The following is a 22,656-nucleotide window of genomic DNA, read 5'->3' on the forward strand; positions in this document are numbered from 1 at the left end:
TCGCGGGTGTTCAACGACGAGATGCTGACGCGCTGCGAAGAGATCGTGCGCAAGGCTGCGAGGACTTCGAGGCGGAGCTGAAGGAGTTCAACGGCGAACACGATCACGTCCACCTGCTGGTGCACTACCCGCCGAAGGTCGCCGTCTCCAAGCTGGTCAACAGCCTCAAGGGCGTCTCCGCCCGCCGGATACGACCGGAGTTCACCGGCGACATCAACCACACCATCATGCACGGGCACCTGTGGTCGCCCTCCTACTTCTCCGCATCGTGCGGCGGAGCACCGTTGGAGATCGTCCGCCAGTACATCGAGCAACAGAAACGTCCGCTCTGAAGTGCACGTCAGAGCAGTCTTGAGATGCGTTCATCCCCGGCGTGAACGCCGGGGCTTTCTGCAAGGAACCCGGTAAGGCCGCGCCGTACCCGGTTGGGCAGCGCGGGGACGACCGAGCCGTTGCCGGCCGCGAGCCGGCGCGGACACCGTACGCCCCTGACACGTCTTCATAAGGAATCCTTCTGGTTTTCCTCAGAATTTCTTGAATTGATTTGAGGCTCGCGCTCTTGCAGCATTCCCTGCATGGAGACGACGGCAAGGAGGCAGCGATGAAGACGATCGGGCTGATCGGGGGCATGAGCTGGGAATCGACCGCGGAGTACTACCGGCTGCTCAATGAGTTCACGCGCCATCGGCTCGGCGGGCTGCACTCGGCGAAGTGTGTGCTGTACTCGGTGGACTTCGCGGAGATCGAGCGTTTGCAGGCCCAGGGAAAATGGGCCGAGGCCGGTGAGATCCTGTCAGCGGCTGCCCGGTCCCTGGAAAGGGCCGGCGTCGACATGGTGCTGATCTGCACCAACACCATGCACAAAGTCGCCGATCAGGTCGAGGCGGCCGTCTCGGTCCCCCTGCTGCACCTGGCCGACGCCACGGCGGACGCCGTGCGGACCGCGGGCCTGCGCCGGGTCGGCCTGCTCGGCACCGCGTTCACGATGGAGCAGGAGTTCTACCGCGCCCGCCTCCAGGCCGGCGGACTGGACGTATGCGTGCCGGACGCCAGGGGACGCGCGCTCGTGCACCGGGTGATCTACGAAGAGCTCTGCCTCGGCATGGTGAGAGAGGACTCGCGCAGGGCCTACCAGCAGATCGTCAAGGACCTCGTCGCAGCGGGAGCAGAAGGCATCATCCTGGGCTGCACCGAAATCGAGCTCCTCATCGACGCGGAGGACAGCCCCGTGCCGGTCTTCCCCACGGCACGGCTGCACGCGGAGGCAGCCGTTGACGCGGCCTTGGCCGAGTAGCCCTTCCGAAACACAGGCCGCGCACCCGGACTGCGCGGCCGCCGCCGGCTCGACCTCCAAGACACGCAGGCCGCGCACGCCGACCTGGCCGAACGCCTGCGGCTGGTGGCACCGCTCACCTCCAGCCCCACCAGCAGGCCGCCGACGGCCTGGCCGGCGCCCGCGCCTCCCTCGTCGACGCAGGGAATTTCCCGGCGCGTTGCCGCTGGAGCAGACGACGGCCCGCGCAGTCGCGCTGCCGCGCTCATCCGGCCCGCGCCACGGGGAGGGGAGCCAGCACGGTTCTGTTGAAGTCCTGGCGGTACAGCTTCCGCCGGGCCGCGTGCACGGCCCGGCGCGCCACGCACAGTTCCCCGGCCGCGGCGTTGCAGGTCGGGCACTGCACGGAGTAGGCGCCGTGACGGAAGCGGCGGTGCGTCTCGTGCGCGGCCTCGTAGACCGCGTCCGAGGGCGACTTGCCGGCTATGTGGGACGGGCGCAGGAAGAGGACGGCGGCGTCGGAGCGTTCATCGCTGTGCGCCGGCAGTGTAGTGGTGACGGGCTGCTCGATCGGGGCGGATACGGCGTAGGCGGTGCTCATGGAAGCGCATCTCCTTGGTCGGTCGGTGAGGGCGGGCCCTCAAGGGCTCTTTCGTTGGGTCACAGGGTCCGTTGCGGGTGGCGTCGTCATCCGTCCGGTATCACCCCACACGATCGGCAGCGGGACGCGGACCGGCGGGCCCACGCTCCTGCCCTCAATGAGGTGTCCAGAGGAGCGCCCACGCTCGTGTAAGCTTCGCCGGGCCGTCGAGCGCCATCACAGCGCGACGGCGCGGGCTGTCGGCGACCACCACTGGCAAGGGCGTTCGGCCCCGCACGGCACCCGCGTGGACGACGCGTTTCCCTTCCTGCCAGTCCATCACCTCATGTGCCGTGGGTGTCGGGGAGAAGTCCCAGGACGGCGCAGAGAGCCGCCACAGTGAACAACTGTTCATGATAGGCGGTGTTGGGGAAATCGGCGCGGAAATGATCACGTAGCAGTACGCCGGAGATCTTGCCGTGACCTCGGCGTGGTGGCCGCTCAGGGCCTGCGGAACGATGCGCGCGTCGTGGCGGGTGCTTCAACGCCTGTGCTGTCGGCGGAAGTCGATACCCTTGTGCGCCCGCGCTCCAGGCCACCCGTCAGAATTGCGGTCGGGCTCGCCAGGGGGCGAAGCCTCGCGCTCCTGGCAAGCACCACCACTCAGTTCAGCCGAACTCCTTCATCTCGACCTCGACACGGGCAAGGCCCACCCGGATCTCCTGACGGAGCCGTGTCGCGGCCCAGGTCACGGCGTCCTCCAGGTGCTGCGCCTCCACCGTGCAGGAAACGACAGGGTCGGCGCAGCCCCCGTCCTCCATCGGCCGCCGCACGCGCCGCCACTCACCCCATCGAGACAGCGGCCGTCATCTCCCACATCAGGACCTCCGCGCCCTCCGGGCCGGCGGTGACGCGCTGGCCTTCGGCGCGCGTGATGCGTGCGGCGTCTCCCGTGGTCAGGGGGCCGGCGCCCTCCAGCTCGATGCTGCCCCGGGCGACGAAGAGGTGCGCGAACGGAGCGGTGACGGTCTGGAGCGTCTCACCGGGGCGCATGCGGCTGACGTGCAGTGCCGCGTGCTTCTGGCGGATGCCGATCGCCCGCCGGTCGGCATGCTGGGACATGCCGGAGGCCAGGGTGGTCCAGCCTCCGCGAGCGAGTTCGTCGTTGATGTCGAGCTGCTCGTAACCGGGGCGGATGCCGGCCTCGTCCGGGATGACCCACATCTGGAGGAAGTGGACCGGGTCCTGGTGCTCGGGCTTGCCGGTCAGCGTCCACGAGTCGTTCTTCTCGCTGTGCAGGATGCCGGTGCCGGCGCTCATCCGCTGAGCCAGGCCCGGGTAGATCACACCGTTGTGTCCCTCGGAGTCCTGGTGGACGAGGCTGCCGTCGAGCACCCAGGTGACGATCTCCATGTCGCGATGCGGATGAGTGTCGAAACCGGTACCCGGCGCGACGATGTCGTCATTGGAGACGAGCAGCAGCCCGAAGTGGGTGTTGTCGGGGTCCCAGTGGCGGGAGAACGAGAAGGAGTGGTGGGACTCCAGCCACCCGGCCCGGGTGTGGAAGCGCTCGTCAGCGCGACGGATGTCGAGGGTCGAAGCCATGGTGCTGCCCTTTCTGGCTGGTGACGACGTCGTGGCCTGCGGCTTGGGGATGCGGGTGAGCCACGGAGACGGTTAGTTGAATTGTAAACAATAGGGTCGGACGCAGGTATTCCGCAGCCGCGCGAATGACAGCAGGCGGCGCCCGACGGACGACATACAGGCCCCGACGAGACACAGGAGAAGGCCCCCACGGGAGGCGACGCCGTACGAGCCCGCGCAATGATCGTGCGGCACACGCCGCCGCAGCAGCCCCGGCCACCGATCAGGGCATACCGCTTCACGGGCCACCACCACGGACCGGAGGGCGTTACGCGCCACTGCCGCGAAGAGCACCCCGACAGGCAGCGGGCCGACCGCTCAGCGAGAAGATCGACCGCCGCACGGCGGACACCCTCCTCACGCGTCCGCGCGACGCCCGACGATCAAGCTCACGTACGCGCCTCAACCACCCCGTCGCGCAGCGCTGCCCACCAGGCCCGCATCGCGGGGGACCACGGGGACGGACGCCCGTCCGGGTCGATCTTGACGAGGGTGCGGGTGCCGGTGGCCCGGGGCAGCGGGTCGTCGCCCTGCCGGACGCGGAAGCGCCACACCATGCTCGTACGCCCCAGATGCGTCAGCCACAGGTCGACGGTGAGCCGGGTCGCGCCGTCGACCGGGGCCTGGAACTCGATGGCGAACTGGCGCACGACGTAGCGCAGGTCGGGATGGCGCTCCGCGCCGCCCCCGGTGTCGTATCCAGCTTCGGCGAAGGCCGCCGTCGTGGCGCGTTCGACGTGCAGGGCGTAACGCGTGTTGTGCAGATGGCCGTTGAGGTCGAGTTCGTCGAAGTGCACCGGCGCGGCGTGGATGATGTGCGGGACGTCCACGATGCTCCTCGGGCTGGCGGCCGGCGTGCCCGCTGACGGAGGCACGATCTCGCTCGATCGATCGATAGCGTAGGGCGGGGCCCGGCGCAGCGCAACGCTTTCACCCTCCCGGCACCTCTCAACGACAACCTCACGCACCTCCCACGCCTCACCGAAGGAACGATCAAGAGGTAACCATGGGTACGCTCCCTCAGGATTCCCTCGGCGAGAAGCCTTGTCCTGGCTCAATTCTGGCCCTACCTTGGCCCGAGCCAATCGATCGATCGATCGAGTTATGGGAGGCGGCATGACCCGGGACCCGGCAGCACCCCACCAGACACCACCGACCGAGGCGGCGCCTCGCTCCCTCGCCACGGAGACACGCCCCCGGAGTACCGGCGGGCCGTCCGCCACCCCCGGCTCCGACACCGTCCCCGGGGACACCGGCGGCGAATCCGGTCTCAAGCGCGGCCTGCGGAACCGCCAGATGAGCATGATCGCCATCGGCGGGGTGGTCGGCGCGGGCCTGTTCGTGGGGTCGGGAACGGTCATCCGCAGCACCGGCCCAGCGGCCCTGGTCTCGTACGCCCTCGCGGGTCTGCTGGTCATCCTCGTCATGCGGATGCTCGCCGAACTGGCCGTGGCGGACCCGAGCACCGGCTCGTTCGCGTACTACGCCTCGCGGGAGTTCGGCAGCTGGTGCGGGCTCGCGATCGGCTGGCTCTACGCGTACTCGTGGTGGGTGACGGTGGGGCTGGAGGCGGTCATCGGTGGCGAGTTGGCGCATCATCTCGTCCCCGCGGTCCCCGCGTGGGTCGCGTCCCTGGTGCTTCTCGTCGCGCTCACCGCGTCCAACCTGGTCCATGTGGCCGCGTTCGGCGAGGCGGAGTACTGGTTCGCGCTGATCAAGGTGGTGGCCATCGTCGCCTTCATCGGCCTGGGCGTTCTGGCCGTCGCGGGACTGCTGCCGGGTACGGACTCCCCCGGCACGGCCAATCTCTTCGGGCACGGCGGGTTCGCGCCGGAGGGCTGGTACGCGGTTCTGCCGAGCGTCCTGACGGTGATCTTCGCGTTCGGCGGCGCCGAGGTGGTCACGATCGCGGCGGGCGAGGCGCCGCGCCCGGCGGAGGCCGTGCGCAAGGCGATCCGCTCCACCACCGCGCGCATCCTCATCTTCTACATCGGCTCCATCGGGGTCATCGTCACGCTGCTGCCGTACGACGAGGCGAGCGTCACGGCCAGCCCGTACTCGGCGGCCCTCGACGCGCTGGGTGTGCCCCAGGCGGGCCGTCTCATGGACGTGATCGTGCTGGTCGCCGTGGCGTCCTGTCTGAACTCCGGCCTCTACACGGCGTCCCGCATGCTGTTCGCGCTGGCCCGCCAGAGCGAGGCGCCCCGCGTCTTCGCCCGGACCAACGCGCGCGGCGTGCCCGTGCCGGCCGTTCTCGTCGCCGCTCTGGCCGGACTCCTCACGCTCGCCTCGAAGCACTTCACCGGGGCAGCCGCGATCTTCACCTTTCTGCTGGACTCCACGGGGGCGGTGATCGTCCTCATGTACCTGTGCGTCGCGGCGTGCCAGATCCGCAGCCGCATGCGGGCGGAGCGCCAGGGCCGGACGCCGGCGGTGCGCATGTGGGCCTACCCCTACCTTTCGTGGGTGGTCGTCGTGGCCCTGGCGGCGGTCATCGTGCTGCTGGCCTTCGACTCCGCCACCCAGCGCTCGCTGTTCCTGACGCTCTCGGTCACCGTGGCGGCGGCCGCCGTCGGGGCGCTGCGGCAGTGGAGGGCGCGCGCGGGAAGCGGGGGCGGGCGGTAACCGCGGCCGCCCCGTGGGGGGGTACGCGGCGGTCGGCCGTACGTAACGGAGTCCGGCACGGTCACGGCACACGTCCGCCAATCGATCGACCGATAGGGCGCGGTAGACTCGCACCGTCCGTCCACCGTGCCCGTTCCGAGCGAAGGAGCGCCCCGTGCCCAAGGCTCCCAGCACCCGCGCCGGAGCGAACGCGCGTCGCCAGGTCTGGGACGCGGCGATCCGGCTGTTCGCCGCGAAGGGCTTCCACGGTGTGGGTATCCGGGAGCTGGCCGAGGGCGCGGGCATGTCGTCCGCGACCCTCTACCACTACATGGGCACCAAGGAGGAGCTGCTCGCCGCGGTCATGCGGGCCAGTCTCGACCGGCTGAACGACGCGGCCGGGCGGGTCGTCGCGGACGCCCCTGATCCTCGGTCGCAGATCACCCGGCTCGTGCACGTCCACGTCCTCACGCACGCGCTGCGTCCGGAGGAGACGGCGGTGGTCGACAACGAGCTGGAGTCCCTCGGGTCCGAGCGCCGCACGGCGATGGTGGCCCTCCGGGACGCGTACGAGGACCACTGGCGGCACGCCATCGCCAACGGCTGCGCCTCCGGCCTGTTCACGGTCCCCGACCAGACCTTCGCGCGCATGGCGCTGCTGGAGATGTGCTCCGGGGTGGCCAAGTGGTACTCCCCCGACGGCCCGATCACGCTCGACGGGGTGGCGACGGCGCACGCGCGCCTGGCGCTCCAGCTGCTCGGTGTCCCGGCGCACGCGATTCCGCTGCCCTCCCCCACCGAGATCCACGCGGCGCATGCGCTGGTGGAGGAGATCTGGCAGGTCAGCCTGGGTGCGGGCGCGCCCGCCTCGGCCTGACATCCCGCGTCTCCCACCCCTCTCGCGTCACTGTGCGCATGCCGGTGTACGGGCGTCGCGCCTCGTCATCACGCCCCGCTCCAGGTCGTAGGACCGTCGGCCGGACAGGTCTTCAGGCCGTCGTTCCATACTCTATCGATCGACCGATCGATAGAGTATGGTGCGCGTTGTTCGGCGACTCCCGAGGAGCACCTTGTGGCTATTGACTCCATCCCCACCGGCACGGCGAACAGCGCCGGTCCGGCCGGCGGCGCCGGGGACCCGTGCGTCACGTACACCGTCCTCGATCACGGCGTCGCGCACATCCGCCTGTCCCGGCCGCACCGTCTGAACGCCGTGACCGATCGGCTCGTCGACGACCTGCTGGCGGCCCTGCGCCGGGCGGCCGACGACGAGGTGCGCGCCGCCGTCCTCTCCGGCGCGGGCCGGGCCTTCTGTTCCGGCCACGACCTGAAGGCCGAGCCGGCGCCGACGGACGCCGCGGGGGCCCGCGCCCGTCTGGAACGCATCCAGGACGTGACCCGGCTCATCCGGAACGCCCCCTTCCCCGTCGTCGCGGCCGTGCACGGTTACGCGCTGGGGGCGGGCTGCGAGTTCGCCCTCTCCTGCGACCTGGTCGTCGCGGCGGAGGACGCCCGGTTCGGCTTCCCGGAGGTGGGCGTCGGGCTCAGCGTCACCGGGGGCGTCTCCCGTCTCCTCACCACCGCCGTCGGCGCGATCAAGGCGAAGGAACTCGTCCTGCTGGGCGAGCACTTCGACGCCCGGGAGGCGCGGCGGCTGGGCCTGGTCACCCGGGTCAGCGCACCGGGGCGGCACGAGGCCGTGGCGGCCGAGCTGGCGACCGGCCTCGCCGAGCGGCCGCCGTTCGCGCTCGCGCTGGCCAAGGAGCTGATCGACGAGGGCCTGGACGGCACCGTCGAACAGGCCCTGGCACGGGAGGTGTCGGCGGCCCAGCTCACCGGGCACAGCGGCGAACACGAGCGTCCGCGGCAGGCGTTCGCCCACTCGTCCGCGCCGGTCCGGGAGGGCGGCCGGTGATCTCGTACGACGCCCCGTACCGTAAGGACCTGCCGCCCGAGTCCGTACCCGATCTGGCGACGCTCGTGGAACGGGCGGCGGCCCTGTGGCCCGACCGGGTGGCCTGGACGTTCGACGAGTACGCCCGCGACCTCACCTTCGCCGATGTCGCACGCGGCGTCCGGCGGACGGCGGCGGAGCTGAGCATGGCCGGTGTCGGGCGGGACGGCCGCGTCGCCGTCCTGCTCCGCAACCGCCCGGAGTTCCCGCTCACCTGGCTGGCACTGGCGTCGCTCGGCGCCGCGATGGTGCCCGTCAACACGGCCTACCGCAGCCATGACGCGGAGCATGTACTGCGGGACTCCGGTGCCCAGCTCCTGGTGACGTGCGAGGAGTTCCGGCCGATGGCGGAGGAGCTGCTGGCGTCCGTCCCCACCCTGCACGCCGTCCGCTATGCCGACGGGCCGTCAACTCCTTCCGTTCCGGCGCCTCTTCCGCACGGCACACCGTCCGGTCCCGACGAACTCGCCAACATCCAGTACACGTCCGGTACCACCGGCAGCCCCAAGGGCTGCCTTCTGCCGCACCGCTACTGGCTGTCCCTTGCGGGCAGCCTCGTCACGGAGTTCCCGCGTCTGGGGCCGGACGACACCCTGCTGACCTGCCAGCCGTTCCACTACATCGACCCGCAGTGGAACGTCGCCGCGGCCCTCCTCGCGGGCAGCCGCCTCGTTGTCCTGGACCGCTTCCACCCCACCACCTTCTGGCAGAAGGTCAGGGAGCACCGCGTCACCTACTTCTACTGCCTGGGCCTGATGCCCGCACTGCTGCTGCGGATGCCGGAGCACCCCGACGACCGCGACCACCATGTACGGGCCGTCCAGTGTTCCGCCATACCACCCGCGCTCCACGCCCGGCTGGAGGAGCGCTGGGGCGTCCCGTGGTACGAGGCGTTCGGCATGACGGAGACCGGCGCCGACCTGCGCGTCGGGCCCGAGGACCACGACATGGCCGTGGGCAGCGGGTGCATCGGGCGGCCGCTGCGGCACCGGGAAGCCCGCGTCGCCGGGCCGGACGGCGCCCCGCTGCCGGCCCACGAGGTGGGCGAGATCCAGCTGCGCGGCCCCGGCATGATGGCGGGCTATCTCGGCCGGCCGGACGAGACGGCGGCCGCGTTCGCGGACGGCTGGTTCCACACCGGGGACCTCGGCCACATGGACGAGGAGGGCCGGGTCTACTTCCGGGGCCGCCTCAAGGACATGATCCGCCGCAGCGGCGAGAACGTCTCGGCGGCCGAGCTGGAGGAGGTGCTCACCGCGCACCCGCGCGTCCGCCTGGCCGCCGTCCTCCCCGTCGCCGACGAGCTGCGCGGCGAGGAGATCAAGGCGTACGTCGTGCCGGACGGCGAGGAACCGGCGCCCGACCCGGACGACCTCGCCGCCCACTGCGCCGAGCGGCTGGCCGCCTTCAAGGTGCCCCGCTACTGGGAGCTGCGCGACCGGCTCCCCATGACCCCGTCCGAGCGCGTCTCCAAGGGCGAGCTGCGCAAGTCCGCCGCGCCCGCGGGGCGGACGTACGACCGCCAGGACAAGGTGTGGTGGTAAGGAGAGGACACCCCGTGCTGCTCGATCTGCTGGTGCGCAACGCGCACATCCTCACGCTCGACGAACAGCGGCCCACGGCCCGCACGCTGGGGGTCCTGCACGGCCGTGTCGTCGGCCTCGACGAGGACGTGGAGCACCTCGCCGCGGCCCGTGTACTCGACGCGGGCGGCGCGACGGTCGTGCCGGGCTTCAACGACGCGCACTGCCACACCGCCTGGTTCGGACTGACGTTGAGTCAGCTCGATCTGTCCGGTGCGCGCGATCCGGACGAGGTCGTCGCCGCGGTCGCCGCGCATGCCGCGGAACTCCCCGCCGGCGCGTGGGTCGTCGGAGCGGGCCTCAAGCCCAGCGACATGGGTGGCCGCCACCCCCACCGGGATGCCCTGGACAGGGCGGCGGGCGGCCGGCCCGTCTGGCTCAAGCACGCCTCGGGGCACGCCTGCGTCGTCAACTCCCCGGTGCTGCGGGCGGCCGGCGCCCTGGAGCCCGGCTTCACCGACCCGCCCGGCGGCGTCGTCGCGCGGGACGCGGACGGACGGCCGAACGGCCTTCTGGAGGAGACCGCACAGCGTCTCGTCCAGGACCAGGTGCTTCCCTACCCTGTCGAGACCGTCGCCGCGGCGGTCGACCGCGCCACCGCCCACTACCTCACCGAGGGCATCACGAGCTTCACGGAGGCCGGGGTCGGCGGCGGCTGGATCGGGCACACCCCCGTGGAACTCGCCGCCTACCAGCACGCCCGCGACACCGGCCGGCTGCACGCACGGGCCCAGCTGATGGTCGCCGCCGACGTCCTGCACCCGCTGACCGCGCATCCGCAGGACGGCATCGCGCTCGGCCTCGACCTGGGAATACGGACGGGGCTGGGGGACGAGACGCTGTCGGTCGGGCCCGTGAAGATCTTCCTCGACGGTTCACTGTTCGGCCGTACCGCCGCCGTCACCGAACCGTTCTGCGGATGCCCGCACGAGAACACCGGCTACTTCCAGGACGACCCGGACACGATGGCCGACACGGTCGTCGCGGCACACCGGGCGGGCTGGACCGTGGCCGCGCACGCGATCGGCGACCGCGCCGTGGACCTGGCCCTGTCGGCGTACGCACGGGCCCAGCGCGAGGCACCGCGCCCCGGCGTGCGGCACCGCGTCGAGCACGCGGGGGTGGTGCGCCCCGACCAGCTCGCGGCGTTCGCGTCCCTGGGCGTGGTGCCCGTACCGCAGCACAACTTCATCCCGGCCTTCGGCGAGAGCATGGCCTGTGGCCTCGGCGCCCGCCGCGCCGACTGGGCGTACCGGCTCCGCTCGTTCCTCGGCCTCGGGCTCACCGTCCCGGGCAGCTCCGACCGGCCCGTCGCACCGGGCGCGCCGCTCGCCGCGATGCAGGCGATGGTGGAACGGCTGACGGAGACCGGCGCGCCCTTCGGCCCGCACGAAAGCGTGCCCGCCCTCACCGCCCTGCGCACCTGGACGGCCGGCTCGGCCCACGCCACCGGCCACGCGGACCGCAAGGGCCGCCTCACCCCCGGCCTCCTCGCGGACCTCACCGTCCTCGACACCGACCCCACCGCCTGCGCCCCGGACCGCATCGGGACCATCGGGGTCCTGGCCACGCTTGTCGGTGGCCGGGCGGGCCATGATCCGCATGGTCTTGTCGGTTCCGGAGGCTGAGTGCGGTGGCGGTGACGCTGACCGGGCCCCGGCACCACGGTGCCGGCACTGCCGGGGTGGCGGTCACGCGTGGGTCGGTACGCCGGCGTTGGTGAGAATGTCACGTACGGGAAGGGCGGTGCTCTGGGCGGCGGTCAGGCCGGAGACCGCCAGATGGGTGTCCACGATCCGCAGTCCGGCCGCGTATCCCGCGAAGTCCGGCAACCCGACGGGCTGGAGCCCCATGTGCTGTGCGGTGGCGTCGCCGAAGACATACGGAGGCAGGTTCTGCATTCCGGCCACGTCGACATCTTCGGTGATCTTGGCGTAGGCACGGTCCAGTTCGGGCCCGGTCAGCGCCAGCGCCCACGGGCCCATGGCCTCCTCACCGGCCAGTTCCCGCACGAACGCCTCGGCCAGCCCCTCGGCGACGACCTGCTCCCCGACCGTGACGGCCATGGGGTCCCAGCGCACGTTCGCGTAACGCACATTGTGGTGCAGTTCGTGCGCGGCAGCGTGACCGATCTTCCGCAGGCTCGTCCCGGTGGGCCACATCACCAGCAGAATCGCCCCCGGAATGCCACCCAGGCCGAAGTAACCGGCGTTGCGGACCGCCAGATGGTGATCGTCGGGGTCGCCGAGCACCACGACAACGTGCACGGTCCCGGCGTGCCCGACACCGGGAACCGCTCCGTCGATCCGCTCCCACGCGACGCTGAGAGACTCCTCGATCCGCTCCCACACCCCCGCGTCCCGCATCTGACGCAGGGCGGGCAGATACCGCCGGTCCTCCCGGTCGAGCCGGAACCCACAGCCCTGCTGATGCATCTGGACCAGGTCCACATCACCCATGACGGACATCGCCCCCTGGAGCGGGCTCAGCATGGCCCGCAACGCATCGGGCCGCTCGTCCAGCGGCCGCCGCAGGAGATCGAACATGGCGGACATCGTGTCGTGAACAACAATCTTCATGACGCACGACCGTAGGACTTGACGCTGCGGAAGGTTCAAGTCGGGTGGATGAGGGAGAGCGGTCGGCGGGGCGTGCGCGCGTGACGTCCACCCAACTGTGTCCGTACCACCAGGTGCACACTTCAGCATCTCGTTCCGGGTGATCACGAGCGGCGGCCCGAGCGCGCTCCCCATCAAGAGCGGCATCTTCGCCCACCATGCCGCCGGTACCCGGGCTGGACCGCATCGACGCCTGGAAATACCCGGATCCAGCGACCCACTTCCAGAGTGCCCCTACTCTGACGACCATGTCCGAAACAAGCGGAGGGAATTCGGGCTCTTGCCAGGACTCGTCGGCCGGTCCCTGATGGACGATCCGGCCGACGTGCCGTGGCGGTCATCGTCCGTCCGGTGAGCTCCGGTTCGCGGCCTCAGCCGCTGGTCAGAGTGCGGCCGAGGAGGGGAAGCAGGTGGTCCCAGTGGCGTTGTAGTGCGGAGGGGCTGAAGGCGCTGGTGTCGGACATGGTGAAGCCGTGGACGGTGTCGGGGTAGACCTCGGTCGTGTGGTGGATGCCGGCGGTGTCCATGGCCTGGGTGAGTTCGTTGACGGCCTCGGGCGTCATGTCGTTTTCGGCGAGGCCGAAGTGGACCTCGGCGGTGAGGTGGGGGACGAGGCGGTGGGGGCTGTCGGGTGCGTCGGTGACCAGGGGGCTGGGGTGGAATCCGGCGACGGCGGCCACCTGGTCGGGGTGGGCCGCCGCGGTGCGCATCGCCAGGACGCCGCCCATGCAGTAGCCGATCGCGGCGACCGGTCCGGCGCTGACCTCGGGCCGGGTGGTGAGGAACTTGAGGTAGGCGCCGGCGTCGCGCAGGGCGCGTTCGGTGGTGTGCTCTTGGAGCAAGGGCATCAGCCGGGCGAAGACCTCGGACCGGTTCTCCTCCCCGATGTGCTCGGGAAGTTCGGTCACCGGTGCCGGGCCGCGCCGGTAGTAGACGTTGGGGACGAGGACGTAGTAGCCGTGCTCGGCCAGTTCGCGGGCCAGGTCCTTCAGCACGGGCCGGATGCCGAAGGCGTCCATGTACAGCAGCACCCCCGGGTGCCGCTCGCCACGGTCGGGGAAGGCGGCGAAGGCGTCGGCCTGACCGTCCGGGGTGGGAATGCGCAGAGTCTTGGTGGGCATGGCTGATGATCCTTCCTTGGACCGATGTCGGCGCACAAGGGCCGAGGGCGGGCGGAGATCGGGCGGACGACGACCCTACGCTCACCCGTAGGGCCTGAACCCGGTGCGCTGACGGCATCCACCGGACCGGCGGCGCTCGCCGGCACGGGATCGAAGGAATCCGGGGCATCTCATGCTCCGTTGCGGGCATGTTCGCGAGCGGGTCGGCGCGGGATGCCGGCCGGCCCCTTACGATGATCGCCAATCGGCTTCCGCAGGAAGGCACGTGTCATGGGTGAGGGCTTTTCCGGTGTGGATCAGTCGAAACCGAGCATCGCTCGGGTCTACGACTACCTTCTGGGTGGCAAGGACAACTACGACGTGGACCGTGTCGTAGGGGACACGTTCAAGAACGATCTGCCGGGCTCCGTCGCCATAGCGCACGCCAACCGGCAGAACCTCGTCCGCGCCGTGCGGGAGATCGCGTTGGCGGGCATCACCCAGTTCATCGACATGGGCAGCGGCCTGCCGACGGCGGACAACGTCCACCAGGTCGCGCAGCGCCACGTTCCCGACGCCCGCGTCGTCTACGTCGACAACGACCCCATCGTCCTGGCCCACGGCCACGCGCTGCTGGAGGACAACGCACACACCCGCGTCGTGCAGGCCGACGTCCGCGACCCGCAGGGCATCCGCGAGCACCCCGACACCACCGGCCTCATCGACTTCACCCGTCCCGTGGCGGTGATCCACAGCGCCGTCCTGCACCACATCAACGACGACGAGGACCCCCGCTCCCTCGTCCGTTACTGGCAGGAACAGGTCCCCTCGGGCAGCTACTTCTTCATCTCCCACTTCCGCAGCGGCGGCAACGCCGAGACCGCCGAGGCCGAGGCGGTACTCCAGGCCACCTTCGGCCGTGGACGGTGGCGGACCGACGACGAGATCCGCGGCCTCTTCGGCGACCTGGAACTCCTGGAGCCGGGCATCGTCCCGTGCTCACTGTGGCGGCCCCGTACGTCGGAGGCTCCCGCGCGCGAGTTGACGGTCTGGGAGCAGCTCATCGTGGGAGGGCTGGCGCGGAAGCCGTGACGCGGGACGGGCCTCCCGCGCGGGGTCCATGTCCCCGACGTGCCGACGCCGGCGAACGAGCTGTCCGGGACAGCGCCTTGCCGCCAGAGGACGGCTGCCCTCAACGACTCGCGGCCCCTCCCCCAGCCCCCTGAGAAACCCCCGCCCCCGTACACCGATCCGCTCACCGCGCATCAGCGGCCAGACCGTACTCCGGCAGTGCGATGTCCCCGGCCTTGGCGAACTGCGCGGCGAGCAGGTCGCGTAGCGGGCGGCGGGTCATCCAGCGCATCGAGAGGTCGCGCAGGCGGATGCCGAGCGGGCCCGTGGGGGCGTAGCCCGAGGCGCCGCCCGGGGGCAGCTGCTGGGCCTGGGCCATGTACGGGCGCATCACCTCGTCGTAGCGGTGGAAGGCGATGTGGTGGTCGCCGTGGGCGGTGGCGAGTTCACCGGCGAGGACGTAGGCGCCGACCAGGGCCAGGCTGGTGCCCAGGCCGGTCAGCGGGGTGGCGCAGTACCCGGCGTCGCCCAGGAGCGCCACTCGCCCGCGTGACCAGCGGTCGAGGCGGACCTGGGCCATGGAGTCGAAGAAGAAGTCCGGGGTGGTGCGCATCGCCCGCAGCAGGCGCGGGACCTCCCAGCCGACGTGGGCGAAACGCCGGGCCAGCAGCGCATGCTGGGCCGCGGCGTCGCGGCGGTCGTAGGTGAGCGGTGCCGAGCGGAAGCTGAGGCCGGCCTTGATCTCGCCGGGGAGGCGGCCGGGGCGCGCGGAGGCGACGAGTCCGCCGGGGGCGTTGTGCATCAGGAACCAGCCGTCGAGGTCCAGGTCGGTGGTGGCGGTGAACCAGGCCGTGTAGAGGCCGATCGGACGGACGCACTCCCGCTCCGGGCCGAAGGACAGTGCGCGCACCACGGAGTGCGGCCCGTCCGCGCCGATGACCAGGCCGAAGCGGCGCGGTGCGGCGTTCTCGAAGGTGACGGTGACGCCGTCCGCGTCCTGGTCGAGCGCCGTGATGGTGTCGCCGAACAGGTACGTGGTGCCGGGCAGGGTGGCCTCGTACAGCAGACGGGCGAGATCGCCGCGGAGGATCTCGATCTCGGAGACGATCCCCTCGCCGCCGAAGCTGTCCGCGGGCACCCGCGCGGTGATCCGGCCGGACGCGTCGACGAGTGCGAGGCCGCGTTGGGCGACGCTCTCCGCCCTGGCCCGGTCCATCAGGCCCATCCGCTCGATCACCGTACGGCCGGCGCCGCGCAGGTCCACGGTCTGGCCGCCGGGGCGGGGCGCGGGTGCCCGTTCGACGATCGTGACGGTGAAGCCCGCTGCGCGTAGCCAGTACGCCAGCGCGGGCCCTGCGATGCCGGCGCCGGAGATGAGGATCTCGGTGTTCTGCATGACGGGGAATGTATGACGTACGCGTGGCGCCTAACAAGGGGAAATACCTTCTCAGCAAGGTGTTTTGGTCACATGCGCACTAGTGCAGGAGTAGTGCACCAGCAGCTGCGCGAGGGCATCGTCCCCGCCGGCGGCTAGGATGGAGACCGTCCGAGGCGCACTAGTGCGGGAGGGGTGTCGATGGACGGGCGGGCAGCGCCGCGCTACCGGCAGATCGTCGGCGAACTGCGGCGGCGGATCGAGACGGGTGAGCTGGGTCCCGGGGAGCGGGTGCCGTCGACGCGTGAGATCACGCGGCAGTGGGGTGTCGCGATGGCGACGGCGACCAAGGTGCTCGCCGAGCTGCGCCGCGAGGGTCTGGTCCGCGTCGTCCCGGGTGTCGGGACCGTCGTCGAGGCCCGCGCCAAGGCCCCGGACCGCCCGGGGCGCGCTCCCCGGCCGCCGGTGGCCCCGCGCCCGGACGTCTGCGCCGAGGACCCGTCAACCGGAGCGCTCACGCTCGGGCGGATCGTCCTCACCGCCGTCGCCGTCGCCGACGCGGAGGGGCTGGCGGCGGTGTCGATGCGCCGGGTGGCCGCCGACCTCGGGGTGGCGACCATGTCGCTGTACCGGCATGTGGCCGACAAGGACGACCTGCTGACGCGGATGATGGAAGCGGCCTTCGCCGGGCATCCCCTGCCCGCCGACCCGCCGGAGGGCTGGCGCGCGCAGGTCGAGTTCGCGGCCCGGCTGCTCTGGAAGCTGTTCCGCCGTCACCCGTGGCTCGCGCCGGCCCTGTCGGTGACCCGCCCGCAGATGATCGCCACGGCGCTGCCGTTCAGCGAGTGGATGCTCACCGCCCTGCACGCACGCGGCCTCGGCCTGCCGGCCGCCTTCACCGCGCACCTCATGGTGTTCAACTATGCCCGTGGTGTCGCCGTCAACCTGGAGGCGGAACGGGAGGCGGAGGCGCACAGTGGCCTCGACAGCGAGGAGTGGATGGACGCCCAGGAGCCGGCGCTCCGGGAGATCCTGACCACCGGTCGGTTCCCGATGCTCGCCCACCTCGCGGCGACCGGCTACGACCTCGACCTCGACGCGCTCTTCGACTTCGGCCTCCAGCACCTCCTCGACGGTCTCGCCGCACTGCCCGACGGGCCTTCCCCGGGGTGAACCGGCGGTCCGTGGCGGCGGCCGGCGGTTGGCGGGGGCCGCGGCACCGTGCGGCCACCGGTGGGCGAACCGCGCGACACGCCCGCACGCGTCCCCTGGCCCCGCGGTCACCGTCCGATACTGGGGCCCCGGCCGGGCGCGGAGGTGAGGCGGGATGCGGAGCGGCGTCAGGGTCCCGGTGGAGTTCGCCGGGTGGTGGGTGCTGCTCGGCGCGCTGTGGACGACGCTGATCAGCTCCGTCGACGTGGCGGAGCTCGTGGTCGGCGGCCTCGCCGCACTGGTGGGGGCCTGGGCGGCCTGTGCGGCGCGGCGGGCGGCCGGCGGATGAACTGGTGGCTGGTCGCCGCGGCCGGGGTGATCGTGGGTGGGCTGGGGCCGTGCCTGTGGGGTGCCGCGCGGGGTGCGGTCGGGCGCCGGGTCGTCGCCCAGAACATGGCGACCTTGCTGCTGTGCCTGGTCCTTCTGCTGCTGGCACAGGGGTACGGCCGTCCGGCGTACGTCGATCTCGCGCTCGTCGTGTCGGTGCTGGGTCCGGCCGGCACGCTGGTCTTCGCCCGGCTGCTCCTCGACCGGGCCGGCGAGGAGACGCCCGGTGCCCGGTGGCTGTCCCCCGTCGTCGCGGTCGGCACGCCGGCGACGGTCGTGCCGGTGTGCGTGGTCACCGGCCCGGGACGGGCGATGGTGAAGGTGATCGTCGTCGGGGTGCTGCTGGTCGCCGGAGGGATGGTCACGACGAGGGCGGTGCGCCGTGGCTGATGTCCTTGTCGCCGTCGCGCTGCTGTTCAGCGCGGCCGCTGCCACCGCCGCCGTGGTCAACCGGGACCCGGCGCGCCAGGCCGTCGTCCTGTCCCTGCTCGGTCTTGGTCTGGCGGTCGCGTTCACCGTGCTCCAGGCGCCGGACGTCGCCCTCTCCCAGCTGGCCGTGGGTTCGGTCCTGACGCCTTCGCTGCTCCTGCTGACGGTGCGCAAGGTCCGGCGCGGGCACGGGAAGCGGCGCGGATGAGCCGACGGGCGCGGCTGTGGCTGCTGGTGGCCGGACTGCTGGCGACGGCCGCGTTGTTCGCGGCGGCCTGCTCGGCCCTGCCGCCGTTCGGCGGTCCCTGGCATCCCTACGGCGACCGGGCGGTGCGTGCGGCGCTGGCCCGGCGGACCGCCAACGCCGTCTCCTCCGTCAACTTCGACCAGCGCGGCTTCGACACCCTCGGCGAGGAGAGCATCCTGTTCTCCGCCGTCCTCGGGACCGTCGTCCTGCTGCGGCAGGCCCCCGACGAACGGCACGCTCCCCCACCGGCCTCCTCCGCACCGTCCGTTCTGCGCCGCTACGGCCTGGCCGTCCTGCCCGTCACCCTGCTCATCGGCCTGTATGTGGTCGCGCACGGTCAACTCAGCCCCGGCGGGGGTTTCCAGGGCGGGGTGGTCGTCGCCACGGCGCTGCACCTGCTGTACCTCACCGTCGGCCAGCGGGCGCTGGAACGGCTCCGCCCGCTGCGGCCCTTCGAGGTGGGCGATGCCGTGGGTGAGGCCGCGTACGTCGTGCTGGGCGCCGCGGGACTGCTGGCCGGTTCGGCGTACCTGGCCAATGTGCTGCCGTACGGCACGTTCAACACGTTGCTGTCCGGGGGTACGGTGCCGCTGCTCAACGCGGCCGTCGGCATGGAGGTGACCTGCGCCGTCGTCGTCCTGCTCGCCGGGTTCCTCGCCCAGGCCCTGGAGATCGAGGGCCGCACGGAAGGGGAGCGGCGGGCGGCATGACCGTACTTCCCTGGGCGACGGCCGGATGGATCTTCCTGGCCGGCGTGTACGGCCTGGTCACCAGCCGTGACCTGGTCCACGCCGTCGGTTGTCTGTCCGTCGCGCAGTCCGCCACCTATGTTCTCCTGCTGGCCGTCGGCTACCGCCGCGGCGGCACCGCGCCGGTCTTCTCCGACACGGCGCCGGGGAGCGCCGTGGTCGACCCCGTCGTCCAGGCGCTGACCCTGACCGATGTCGTCGTCGGTGCCACCGTGACCGCGCTGCTGCTCGCGCTGGTCGTGCAGACCGCGAAGCGGCACGGCACCGTCGATCCCGACGAGCTCCATGAGCTGAGGGGCTGAGCCGGGGTGGACCGGCTGCTGCCGTTGGTCGTGGCGGTGCCGTTGTTCGGCGCCGCCGTGCTGGTGGGCGGCGGGCGCTGGATGCCGCGGCCCCTCGCGGAGGTCCTGGGATGTCTGACCGCCGCGACGACGGCCGGGCTCGCCATGGCCCTTCCGGGCCGGGGGACGGTCGTGTCCTGGGTCGGCGGATGGCAGCCGCGGCAGGGGCGGAGCGTGGGGATCGTCCTGGTCGGTGACCGTGTGGGCCTGGGGCTGGCCGCCCTGACGTCGCTGCTGGTGGTGGCCGTGCTCGTCTACTCCTGGCGCTATTTCGACGAACCGCCGCGGGGGCATGCGGGCGCCTACCCCGCGCTCGTCCTGCTGTTCCAGGCCGGTATGTGCGGCTTCGCGGTCACCGGGGACCTCTTCGACGCGTTCGTGTTCTTCGAGCTGATGGGTGTCGTCGGCTGTGCGCTGACGGGGTACCGCATCGAGGAGGCCCGGCCCGTCCAGGGCGCGTTGGCGTTCGGGTTCGTCAATTCCCTCGGCGGATACGCCTCGTTGCTGGGCATCGGCCTGCTGTACGCCCGTACCGGTGAGCTGGGCATGGCCCAGGTCGGCAGACAGCTCGACGCGGCGCCGCGCAGGGACGCGCTGGTGGTCGCCGCGTTCGTCCTCGTCCTGACCGGGCTGCTGGTCAAGGCCGCCGCCGTGCCGTTCCACTTCTGGCTCCCGGACGCGCACGCGGTGGCGCCCACTCCGGTGTGCATGCTGCTGTCCGGGGTGATGGCGGAACTCGGCGTGTACGGGGCGGCGCGCGTCCATGTCACCGTGTTCGCCGGCCCCGGAGGGATGCCGGCGGAGGACGTCCGGCGCGCCTTGACGGCCGTCGGTGTGGTGACCGCCCTGGTGGGCGCGGTGATGTGCTGGCAGCAGCGGCACGTGAAGCGGCTGCTGGCCTTCTCCACCATCAGCCACATCGGTCTGTTCCTCGTCGCACTCGCCTCGGGGACCCCGGAAGGTGTGGCGGGTGTCTGCCTGTACGTACTGGGGCACGCCGGTGCCAAGGCGGCGCTCTTCGCCTGTACGGGGGTGCTGCTCGACCGGCACGGCAGTGTGGACGAGATCGCACTGCACGGCCGGGGGCGGGACATACGGGGTGTCGGTGTGCTCTTCGTCCTCGGTGCCCTCGCGCTCGCCGGGCTGCCCCCGTTCGGTACGGCCCTGGGCAAGGCACTGGCGGAGGAGCACTCCGGCCCGCCGGCGGTCCTCTTCGTCCTGGTGTCGGCGGTCACGGGCGGGGCGGTCCTGCGCGTGGCCGGTCGCGTCTTCCTGGGGGCCGGGCCGAGGCCCCGGACGGCGCAGCCGGAGACCCGCGGCGACGAGGAGCCGGAGACGGTGCGGCCGGTGCGGCGCTCACCCCGGCCGATGGTGGTGGTGGCGGGGTTGCTGCTGGCCGGCACGGTCGCGGTGGGTACGGTCCCCGCGCTGGCCGGCGCTGCCGGGGCCGCCGCCGGGGCGTTCACCGACCACGTCGGCTACGCCGCCGCCGTCCTCGAAGGGCAGCGCCTCACGACGCGGGGGCCGCAGGTGGGGTGGACCCCGTCGGGTACGGCCCTCGGGCTGCTGTCCGCCGCGCTCGCCACGGCCGTGGCCGCGACGGCGGTCCGCGGTGCGCTCCCCTCCGGCCGCTGGGGCGCGCCCCTGCGGCGTCTGCACTCGGGGCATGTCGGCGACTACGTGGTGTGGGTGGTGGCCGGCGTCGGGCTGCTGTCGGCGCTCGTGCTGTGGCCGGCCGGTTGACGGGCCGTCCGGATTCTCCGCCGCTCCTGCCGCTGACCGGGCGACTCCCGCGGGTGGAGCGGGTGAGGGTGGCGCCGGGCGGATTGGCCGGTCGGCGGGCGGGTCAGGCATCGGCCCTGCCGGGACGCGGCGGTGGGTCGCGGGAGACGGGCAGCGACCAGGAGGAGCAGGCAGATGCCCTTGCGGAGACGAGAGCGCCGCCGCGACGGCAGGGCGGCGCGCCTCGCCGGCCGTGCCTTCGGTGCGCTCGACGCGCGGTTGCCCGTGGGGGAATCGGGTGGGCTGCTGCGCAAGGCGTTCCCCGACCACTGGGCGTTCCTCCTGGGCGAACTGGCCCTCTACAGCCTGATCGTGCTGCTGCTCACCGGCGTGTTCCTCACCTTCTTCTTCGTGCCGGACATGTCGCAGCAGGTCTACCGGGGGTCCTTCGGCCCGCTGCACGGGGTGCGGATGTCCGGGGCGTACGCGTCGACGCTGGCCCTGAGTTTCGACGTGCGCGGCGGTCTTCTCGTACGGCAGGTCCATCACTGGGCGGCGCTGACGTTCGTGGCCTCGATCGGCGCGCACATGCTGCGGATCTTCCTGACCGGCGCGTTCCGCAGACCGCGCGAGGTGAACTGGGGCGTGGGGGTGACGCTGCTGGTACTGGCCCTGCTGGAGGGTTTCTGCGGCTATTCCCTGCCGGACGACCTGCTGTCGGGCACCGGTATGCGGACCGCCTACACCATCACCCAGTCGATCCCCGTCGTGGGCACCTATGCGGCGTTCTTCGCGTTCGGCGGCGAGTTCCCCGGGCATGTCGTCCTGCCGCGCCTGTACGCGGTGCACATCCTTCTGGTGCCGGGGATTCTCCTGGGGCTGCTGGCCGTCCATCTCCTGTTGGTCGTCCGCCTCAAGCACACCCAGTGGCGCGGGCCGCGGCGCATCAACCGGAACGTGATCGGGCAGCCCATGTTCCCGCAGTGGTCCGCGAAGTCGGCGGGTCTGTTCTGCGCCGTCACGGGCGTGCTGGTCGCGCTCGGCGGGGTCGCGCAGATCAATCCCGTGTGGAACTACGGCCCGTTCCGCGCGGACCAGGTGTCCACCGACGCGCAACCCGACTGGTACGTGGGGTTCCTGGAGGGGGCCCTGCGGCTGATGCCCCCCTGGGAGACCCGGCTGTGGGGCCATACGGTCATGTGGAACGTCTTCCTGCCCGCCGTGGCCCTCCCCGGCCTGCTGTTCCTCCTGCTGTACCTGTATCCGTTCTTCGAACGCTGGCTGACCGACGACCCGGTCGAGCACCATCTGTGCGACCGGCCCCGCGAGCGGCACACCCGCACCGCGCTGTGCGCCGCCGCGGCCGTCTTCTACGCGGTGCTGCTGCTGGCAGGGGGCAACGACGTCATCGCGTACACGTTCGGGGTGTCCGTCAACGGCCTCACCTGGGTGCTGCGCGCTGCCCTGGTCGCGGCCCCTCCGCTGGCGTTCGTGCTCACCAAGCGGCTGTGCCTGGCCCTCCAGCACCGCGACCGCGAGCGCGTGCTGGAGGGAGCGGCGACGGGACGGGTGGAGCAGTCGGTCTACGGCCGGCTGGAGGCGGACCACCGCGCCCTGCCGGACGACGAGCGCCACACCCTGCTCGCCCGTGACCTGCCCCGCCCGCTGCCCGCCGACGGGCCCTCGCGCACCCGGCGGCTGCGTGCCGCGCTGAGCCGCTGGTACTACCGCGACACCGTGCGCATCCCGGTGACCGAGCCCGAACGCCGCCGCGCCGGCGCCGCCCACGCGCCACCGCGGTGGGGCGAGGAGGACCGGGGCTAGGGA

General features: G+C 71.8%; 23 protein-coding genes. 16 read left to right on the plus strand and 7 right to left on the minus strand.

What is annotated here, in order from left to right; all coding sequences use genetic code 11:
* Nucleotides 1-332 (plus strand): IS200/IS605 family transposase (tnpA, locus tag AC51EU_RS11955; RefSeq protein ID WP_496266820.1); only part of this gene is annotated, 332 nt, incomplete at its 5' end.
* A gap of 269 nt (nucleotides 333-601) precedes the next feature.
* Nucleotides 602-1,294, plus strand: a complete 693-nt coding sequence (locus AC51EU_RS11960) for an aspartate/glutamate racemase family protein (RefSeq protein ID WP_496266821.1) — start codon at nucleotides 602-604, stop codon at nucleotides 1,292-1,294.
* 244 nt (nucleotides 1,295-1,538) lie between these two features.
* On the opposite strand, the gene AC51EU_RS11965 is transcribed toward AC51EU_RS11960, so the two are convergent.
* The 4 genes from AC51EU_RS11965 to AC51EU_RS11980 form a co-directional block, all read right to left on the minus strand.
* Nucleotides 1,539-1,874, minus strand: a complete 336-nt coding sequence (locus AC51EU_RS11965) for a zinc finger domain-containing protein (protein ID WP_496266822.1) — start codon at nucleotides 1,872-1,874, stop codon at nucleotides 1,539-1,541.
* Between the two features lie 647 nt (nucleotides 1,875-2,521).
* Nucleotides 2,522-2,686, minus strand: a complete 165-nt coding sequence (locus tag AC51EU_RS11970) for a hypothetical protein (RefSeq protein ID WP_496266823.1) — start codon at nucleotides 2,684-2,686, stop codon at nucleotides 2,522-2,524.
* Between the two features lie 10 nt (nucleotides 2,687-2,696).
* On the minus strand, nucleotides 2,697-3,458 hold the full coding sequence (locus AC51EU_RS11975) for a pirin family protein (RefSeq protein ID WP_496266824.1): 762 nt from the start codon (nucleotides 3,456-3,458) through the stop codon (nucleotides 2,697-2,699).
* Nucleotides 3,459-3,886: 428 nt separating this feature from the next.
* Nucleotides 3,887-4,327, minus strand: coding sequence for an acyl-CoA thioesterase (locus AC51EU_RS11980; protein WP_496266825.1), 441 nt, complete (start codon nucleotides 4,325-4,327; stop codon nucleotides 3,887-3,889).
* A 286-nt stretch (nucleotides 4,328-4,613) separates the two neighbouring features.
* Between AC51EU_RS11980 and AC51EU_RS11985 the strand changes: the two genes are divergently transcribed.
* From AC51EU_RS11985 to AC51EU_RS12005, 5 genes are all read left to right on the plus strand, one after another.
* Complete coding sequence (locus tag AC51EU_RS11985) at nucleotides 4,614-6,122, plus strand: amino acid permease (RefSeq protein WP_496266827.1); 1,509 nt, start codon at nucleotides 4,614-4,616, stop codon at nucleotides 6,120-6,122.
* A gap of 154 nt (nucleotides 6,123-6,276) precedes the next feature.
* Nucleotides 6,277-6,978: a TetR/AcrR family transcriptional regulator gene (locus AC51EU_RS11990; RefSeq protein WP_496266828.1), complete on the plus strand. Its 702-nt coding sequence runs from the start codon at nucleotides 6,277-6,279 to the stop codon at nucleotides 6,976-6,978.
* 195 nt (nucleotides 6,979-7,173) lie between these two features.
* Entirely contained in the window at nucleotides 7,174-8,016 is an 843-nt protein-coding gene (locus AC51EU_RS11995) for an enoyl-CoA hydratase/isomerase family protein (RefSeq protein WP_496266829.1), read from the plus strand.
* The gene (locus AC51EU_RS12000; protein WP_496266830.1) at nucleotides 8,013-9,599 is read left to right on the plus strand and encodes an AMP-binding protein; all 1,587 of its coding nucleotides are present in this window, start codon (nucleotides 8,013-8,015) and stop codon (nucleotides 9,597-9,599) included. The genes AC51EU_RS11995 and AC51EU_RS12000 overlap by 4 nt, the downstream gene beginning before the upstream one ends.
* 14 nt (nucleotides 9,600-9,613) lie before the next feature.
* A complete protein-coding gene (locus AC51EU_RS12005) occupies nucleotides 9,614-11,266 on the plus strand; it encodes an amidohydrolase (RefSeq protein WP_496266831.1) in 1,653 nt (550 codons plus the stop codon).
* 63 nt (nucleotides 11,267-11,329) lie between these two features.
* Here AC51EU_RS12005 and AC51EU_RS12010 read toward each other — a convergent pair whose 3' ends face one another.
* Together AC51EU_RS12010 and AC51EU_RS12015 are read right to left on the minus strand one after the other, a co-directional pair.
* The gene (locus AC51EU_RS12010) at nucleotides 11,330-12,217 is read right to left on the minus strand and encodes a DUF2268 domain-containing putative Zn-dependent protease (protein ID WP_496266832.1); all 888 of its coding nucleotides are present in this window, start codon (nucleotides 12,215-12,217) and stop codon (nucleotides 11,330-11,332) included.
* Nucleotides 12,218-12,627: 410 nt separating this feature from the next.
* A complete protein-coding gene (locus AC51EU_RS12015; RefSeq protein ID WP_496266833.1) occupies nucleotides 12,628-13,377 on the minus strand; it encodes a dienelactone hydrolase family protein in 750 nt (249 codons plus the stop codon).
* Nucleotides 13,378-13,647: 270 nt separating this feature from the next.
* Between AC51EU_RS12015 and AC51EU_RS12020 the strand changes: the two genes are divergently transcribed.
* Nucleotides 13,648-14,448, plus strand: coding sequence for an SAM-dependent methyltransferase (locus AC51EU_RS12020; RefSeq protein WP_496266835.1), 801 nt, complete (start codon nucleotides 13,648-13,650; stop codon nucleotides 14,446-14,448).
* A 163-nt stretch (nucleotides 14,449-14,611) separates the two neighbouring features.
* Here AC51EU_RS12020 and AC51EU_RS12025 read toward each other — a convergent pair whose 3' ends face one another.
* Nucleotides 14,612-15,823 carry an FAD-dependent monooxygenase gene (locus AC51EU_RS12025; RefSeq protein WP_496266836.1) on the minus strand — a complete coding sequence of 404 codons (1,212 nt, stop codon included), beginning with the start codon at nucleotides 15,821-15,823 and terminating at the stop codon, nucleotides 14,612-14,614.
* A gap of 180 nt (nucleotides 15,824-16,003) precedes the next feature.
* Here AC51EU_RS12025 and AC51EU_RS12030 point away from each other — a divergent pair, with 180 nt between their 5' ends.
* The 8 genes from AC51EU_RS12030 to qcrB all read left to right on the plus strand — a co-directional run bounded on the left by AC51EU_RS12030 (nucleotide 16,004) and on the right by qcrB (nucleotide 22,653).
* Nucleotides 16,004-16,975 (plus strand): TetR/AcrR family transcriptional regulator C-terminal domain-containing protein, encoded by a 972-nt coding sequence (locus AC51EU_RS12030; RefSeq protein ID WP_496266837.1) that lies wholly within the window; start codon nucleotides 16,004-16,006, stop codon nucleotides 16,973-16,975.
* 154 nt (nucleotides 16,976-17,129) lie between these two features.
* Complete coding sequence (locus AC51EU_RS12035; protein ID WP_496266838.1) at nucleotides 17,130-17,303, plus strand: hypothetical protein; 174 nt, start codon at nucleotides 17,130-17,132, stop codon at nucleotides 17,301-17,303.
* Nucleotides 17,300-17,731 carry an MrpF/PhaF family protein gene (locus AC51EU_RS12040; protein ID WP_496266840.1) on the plus strand — a complete coding sequence of 144 codons (432 nt, stop codon included), beginning with the start codon at nucleotides 17,300-17,302 and terminating at the stop codon, nucleotides 17,729-17,731. The genes AC51EU_RS12035 and AC51EU_RS12040 overlap by 4 nt, the downstream gene beginning before the upstream one ends.
* The gene (locus AC51EU_RS12045) at nucleotides 17,724-17,978 is read left to right on the plus strand and encodes a Na(+)/H(+) antiporter subunit B (RefSeq protein ID WP_496266841.1); all 255 of its coding nucleotides are present in this window, start codon (nucleotides 17,724-17,726) and stop codon (nucleotides 17,976-17,978) included. The genes AC51EU_RS12040 and AC51EU_RS12045 overlap by 8 nt, the downstream gene beginning before the upstream one ends.
* Nucleotides 17,975-18,727, plus strand: coding sequence for an MnhB domain-containing protein (locus AC51EU_RS12050; RefSeq protein ID WP_496266842.1), 753 nt, complete (start codon nucleotides 17,975-17,977; stop codon nucleotides 18,725-18,727). Before AC51EU_RS12045 ends, AC51EU_RS12050 begins: the two co-directional genes overlap by 4 nt.
* A complete protein-coding gene (locus tag AC51EU_RS12055; RefSeq protein WP_496266843.1) occupies nucleotides 18,724-19,068 on the plus strand; it encodes a sodium:proton antiporter in 345 nt (114 codons plus the stop codon). The genes AC51EU_RS12050 and AC51EU_RS12055 overlap by 4 nt, the downstream gene beginning before the upstream one ends.
* Before the next feature lie 6 nt (nucleotides 19,069-19,074).
* Nucleotides 19,075-20,850 (plus strand): complex I subunit 5 family protein, encoded by a 1,776-nt coding sequence (locus AC51EU_RS12060; protein ID WP_496266844.1) that lies wholly within the window; start codon nucleotides 19,075-19,077, stop codon nucleotides 20,848-20,850.
* A 174-nt stretch (nucleotides 20,851-21,024) separates the two neighbouring features.
* A complete protein-coding gene (qcrB, locus tag AC51EU_RS12065; RefSeq protein WP_496266845.1) occupies nucleotides 21,025-22,653 on the plus strand; it encodes a cytochrome bc1 complex cytochrome b subunit in 1,629 nt (542 codons plus the stop codon).
* Nucleotides 22,654-22,656: the final 3 nt, after the last annotated feature.

It is taken from the genome of Candidatus Streptomyces philanthi, from assembly GCF_059553635.1.

What these genes read in the sequence shown, in the direction of transcription:
- AC51EU_RS11985 (WP_496266827.1), top strand. Translation starts at nt 4,614, where the DNA reads ATGACCCGGGACCCGGCAGCACCCCACCAGACACCACCGACCGAGGCG.
- AC51EU_RS11965 (WP_496266822.1), bottom strand. Translation starts at nt 1,874, where the DNA reads ATGAGCACCGCCTACGCCGTATCCGCCCCGATCGAGCAGCCCGTCACC.
- AC51EU_RS12055 (WP_496266843.1), top strand. Translation starts at nt 18,724, where the DNA reads ATGACCGTACTTCCCTGGGCGACGGCCGGATGGATCTTCCTGGCCGGC.
- AC51EU_RS11975 (WP_496266824.1), bottom strand. Translation starts at nt 3,458, where the DNA reads ATGGCTTCGACCCTCGACATCCGTCGCGCTGACGAGCGCTTCCACACC.
- AC51EU_RS11960 (WP_496266821.1), top strand. Translation starts at nt 602, where the DNA reads ATGAAGACGATCGGGCTGATCGGGGGCATGAGCTGGGAATCGACCGCG.
- AC51EU_RS12050 (WP_496266842.1), top strand. Translation starts at nt 17,975, where the DNA reads ATGAGCCGACGGGCGCGGCTGTGGCTGCTGGTGGCCGGACTGCTGGCG.
- AC51EU_RS12020 (WP_496266835.1), top strand. Translation starts at nt 13,648, where the DNA reads ATGGGTGAGGGCTTTTCCGGTGTGGATCAGTCGAAACCGAGCATCGCT.
- AC51EU_RS12010 (WP_496266832.1), bottom strand. Translation starts at nt 12,217, where the DNA reads ATGAAGATTGTTGTTCACGACACGATGTCCGCCATGTTCGATCTCCTG.
- AC51EU_RS12035 (WP_496266838.1), top strand. Translation starts at nt 17,130, where the DNA reads ATGCGGAGCGGCGTCAGGGTCCCGGTGGAGTTCGCCGGGTGGTGGGTG.
- AC51EU_RS12040 (WP_496266840.1), top strand. Translation starts at nt 17,300, where the DNA reads ATGAACTGGTGGCTGGTCGCCGCGGCCGGGGTGATCGTGGGTGGGCTG.
- AC51EU_RS12030 (WP_496266837.1), top strand. Translation starts at nt 16,004, where the DNA reads ATGGACGGGCGGGCAGCGCCGCGCTACCGGCAGATCGTCGGCGAACTG.
- AC51EU_RS12025 (WP_496266836.1), bottom strand. Translation starts at nt 15,823, where the DNA reads ATGCAGAACACCGAGATCCTCATCTCCGGCGCCGGCATCGCAGGGCCC.
- AC51EU_RS12015 (WP_496266833.1), bottom strand. Translation starts at nt 13,377, where the DNA reads ATGCCCACCAAGACTCTGCGCATTCCCACCCCGGACGGTCAGGCCGAC.
- qcrB (WP_496266845.1), top strand. Translation starts at nt 21,025, where the DNA reads ATGCCCTTGCGGAGACGAGAGCGCCGCCGCGACGGCAGGGCGGCGCGC.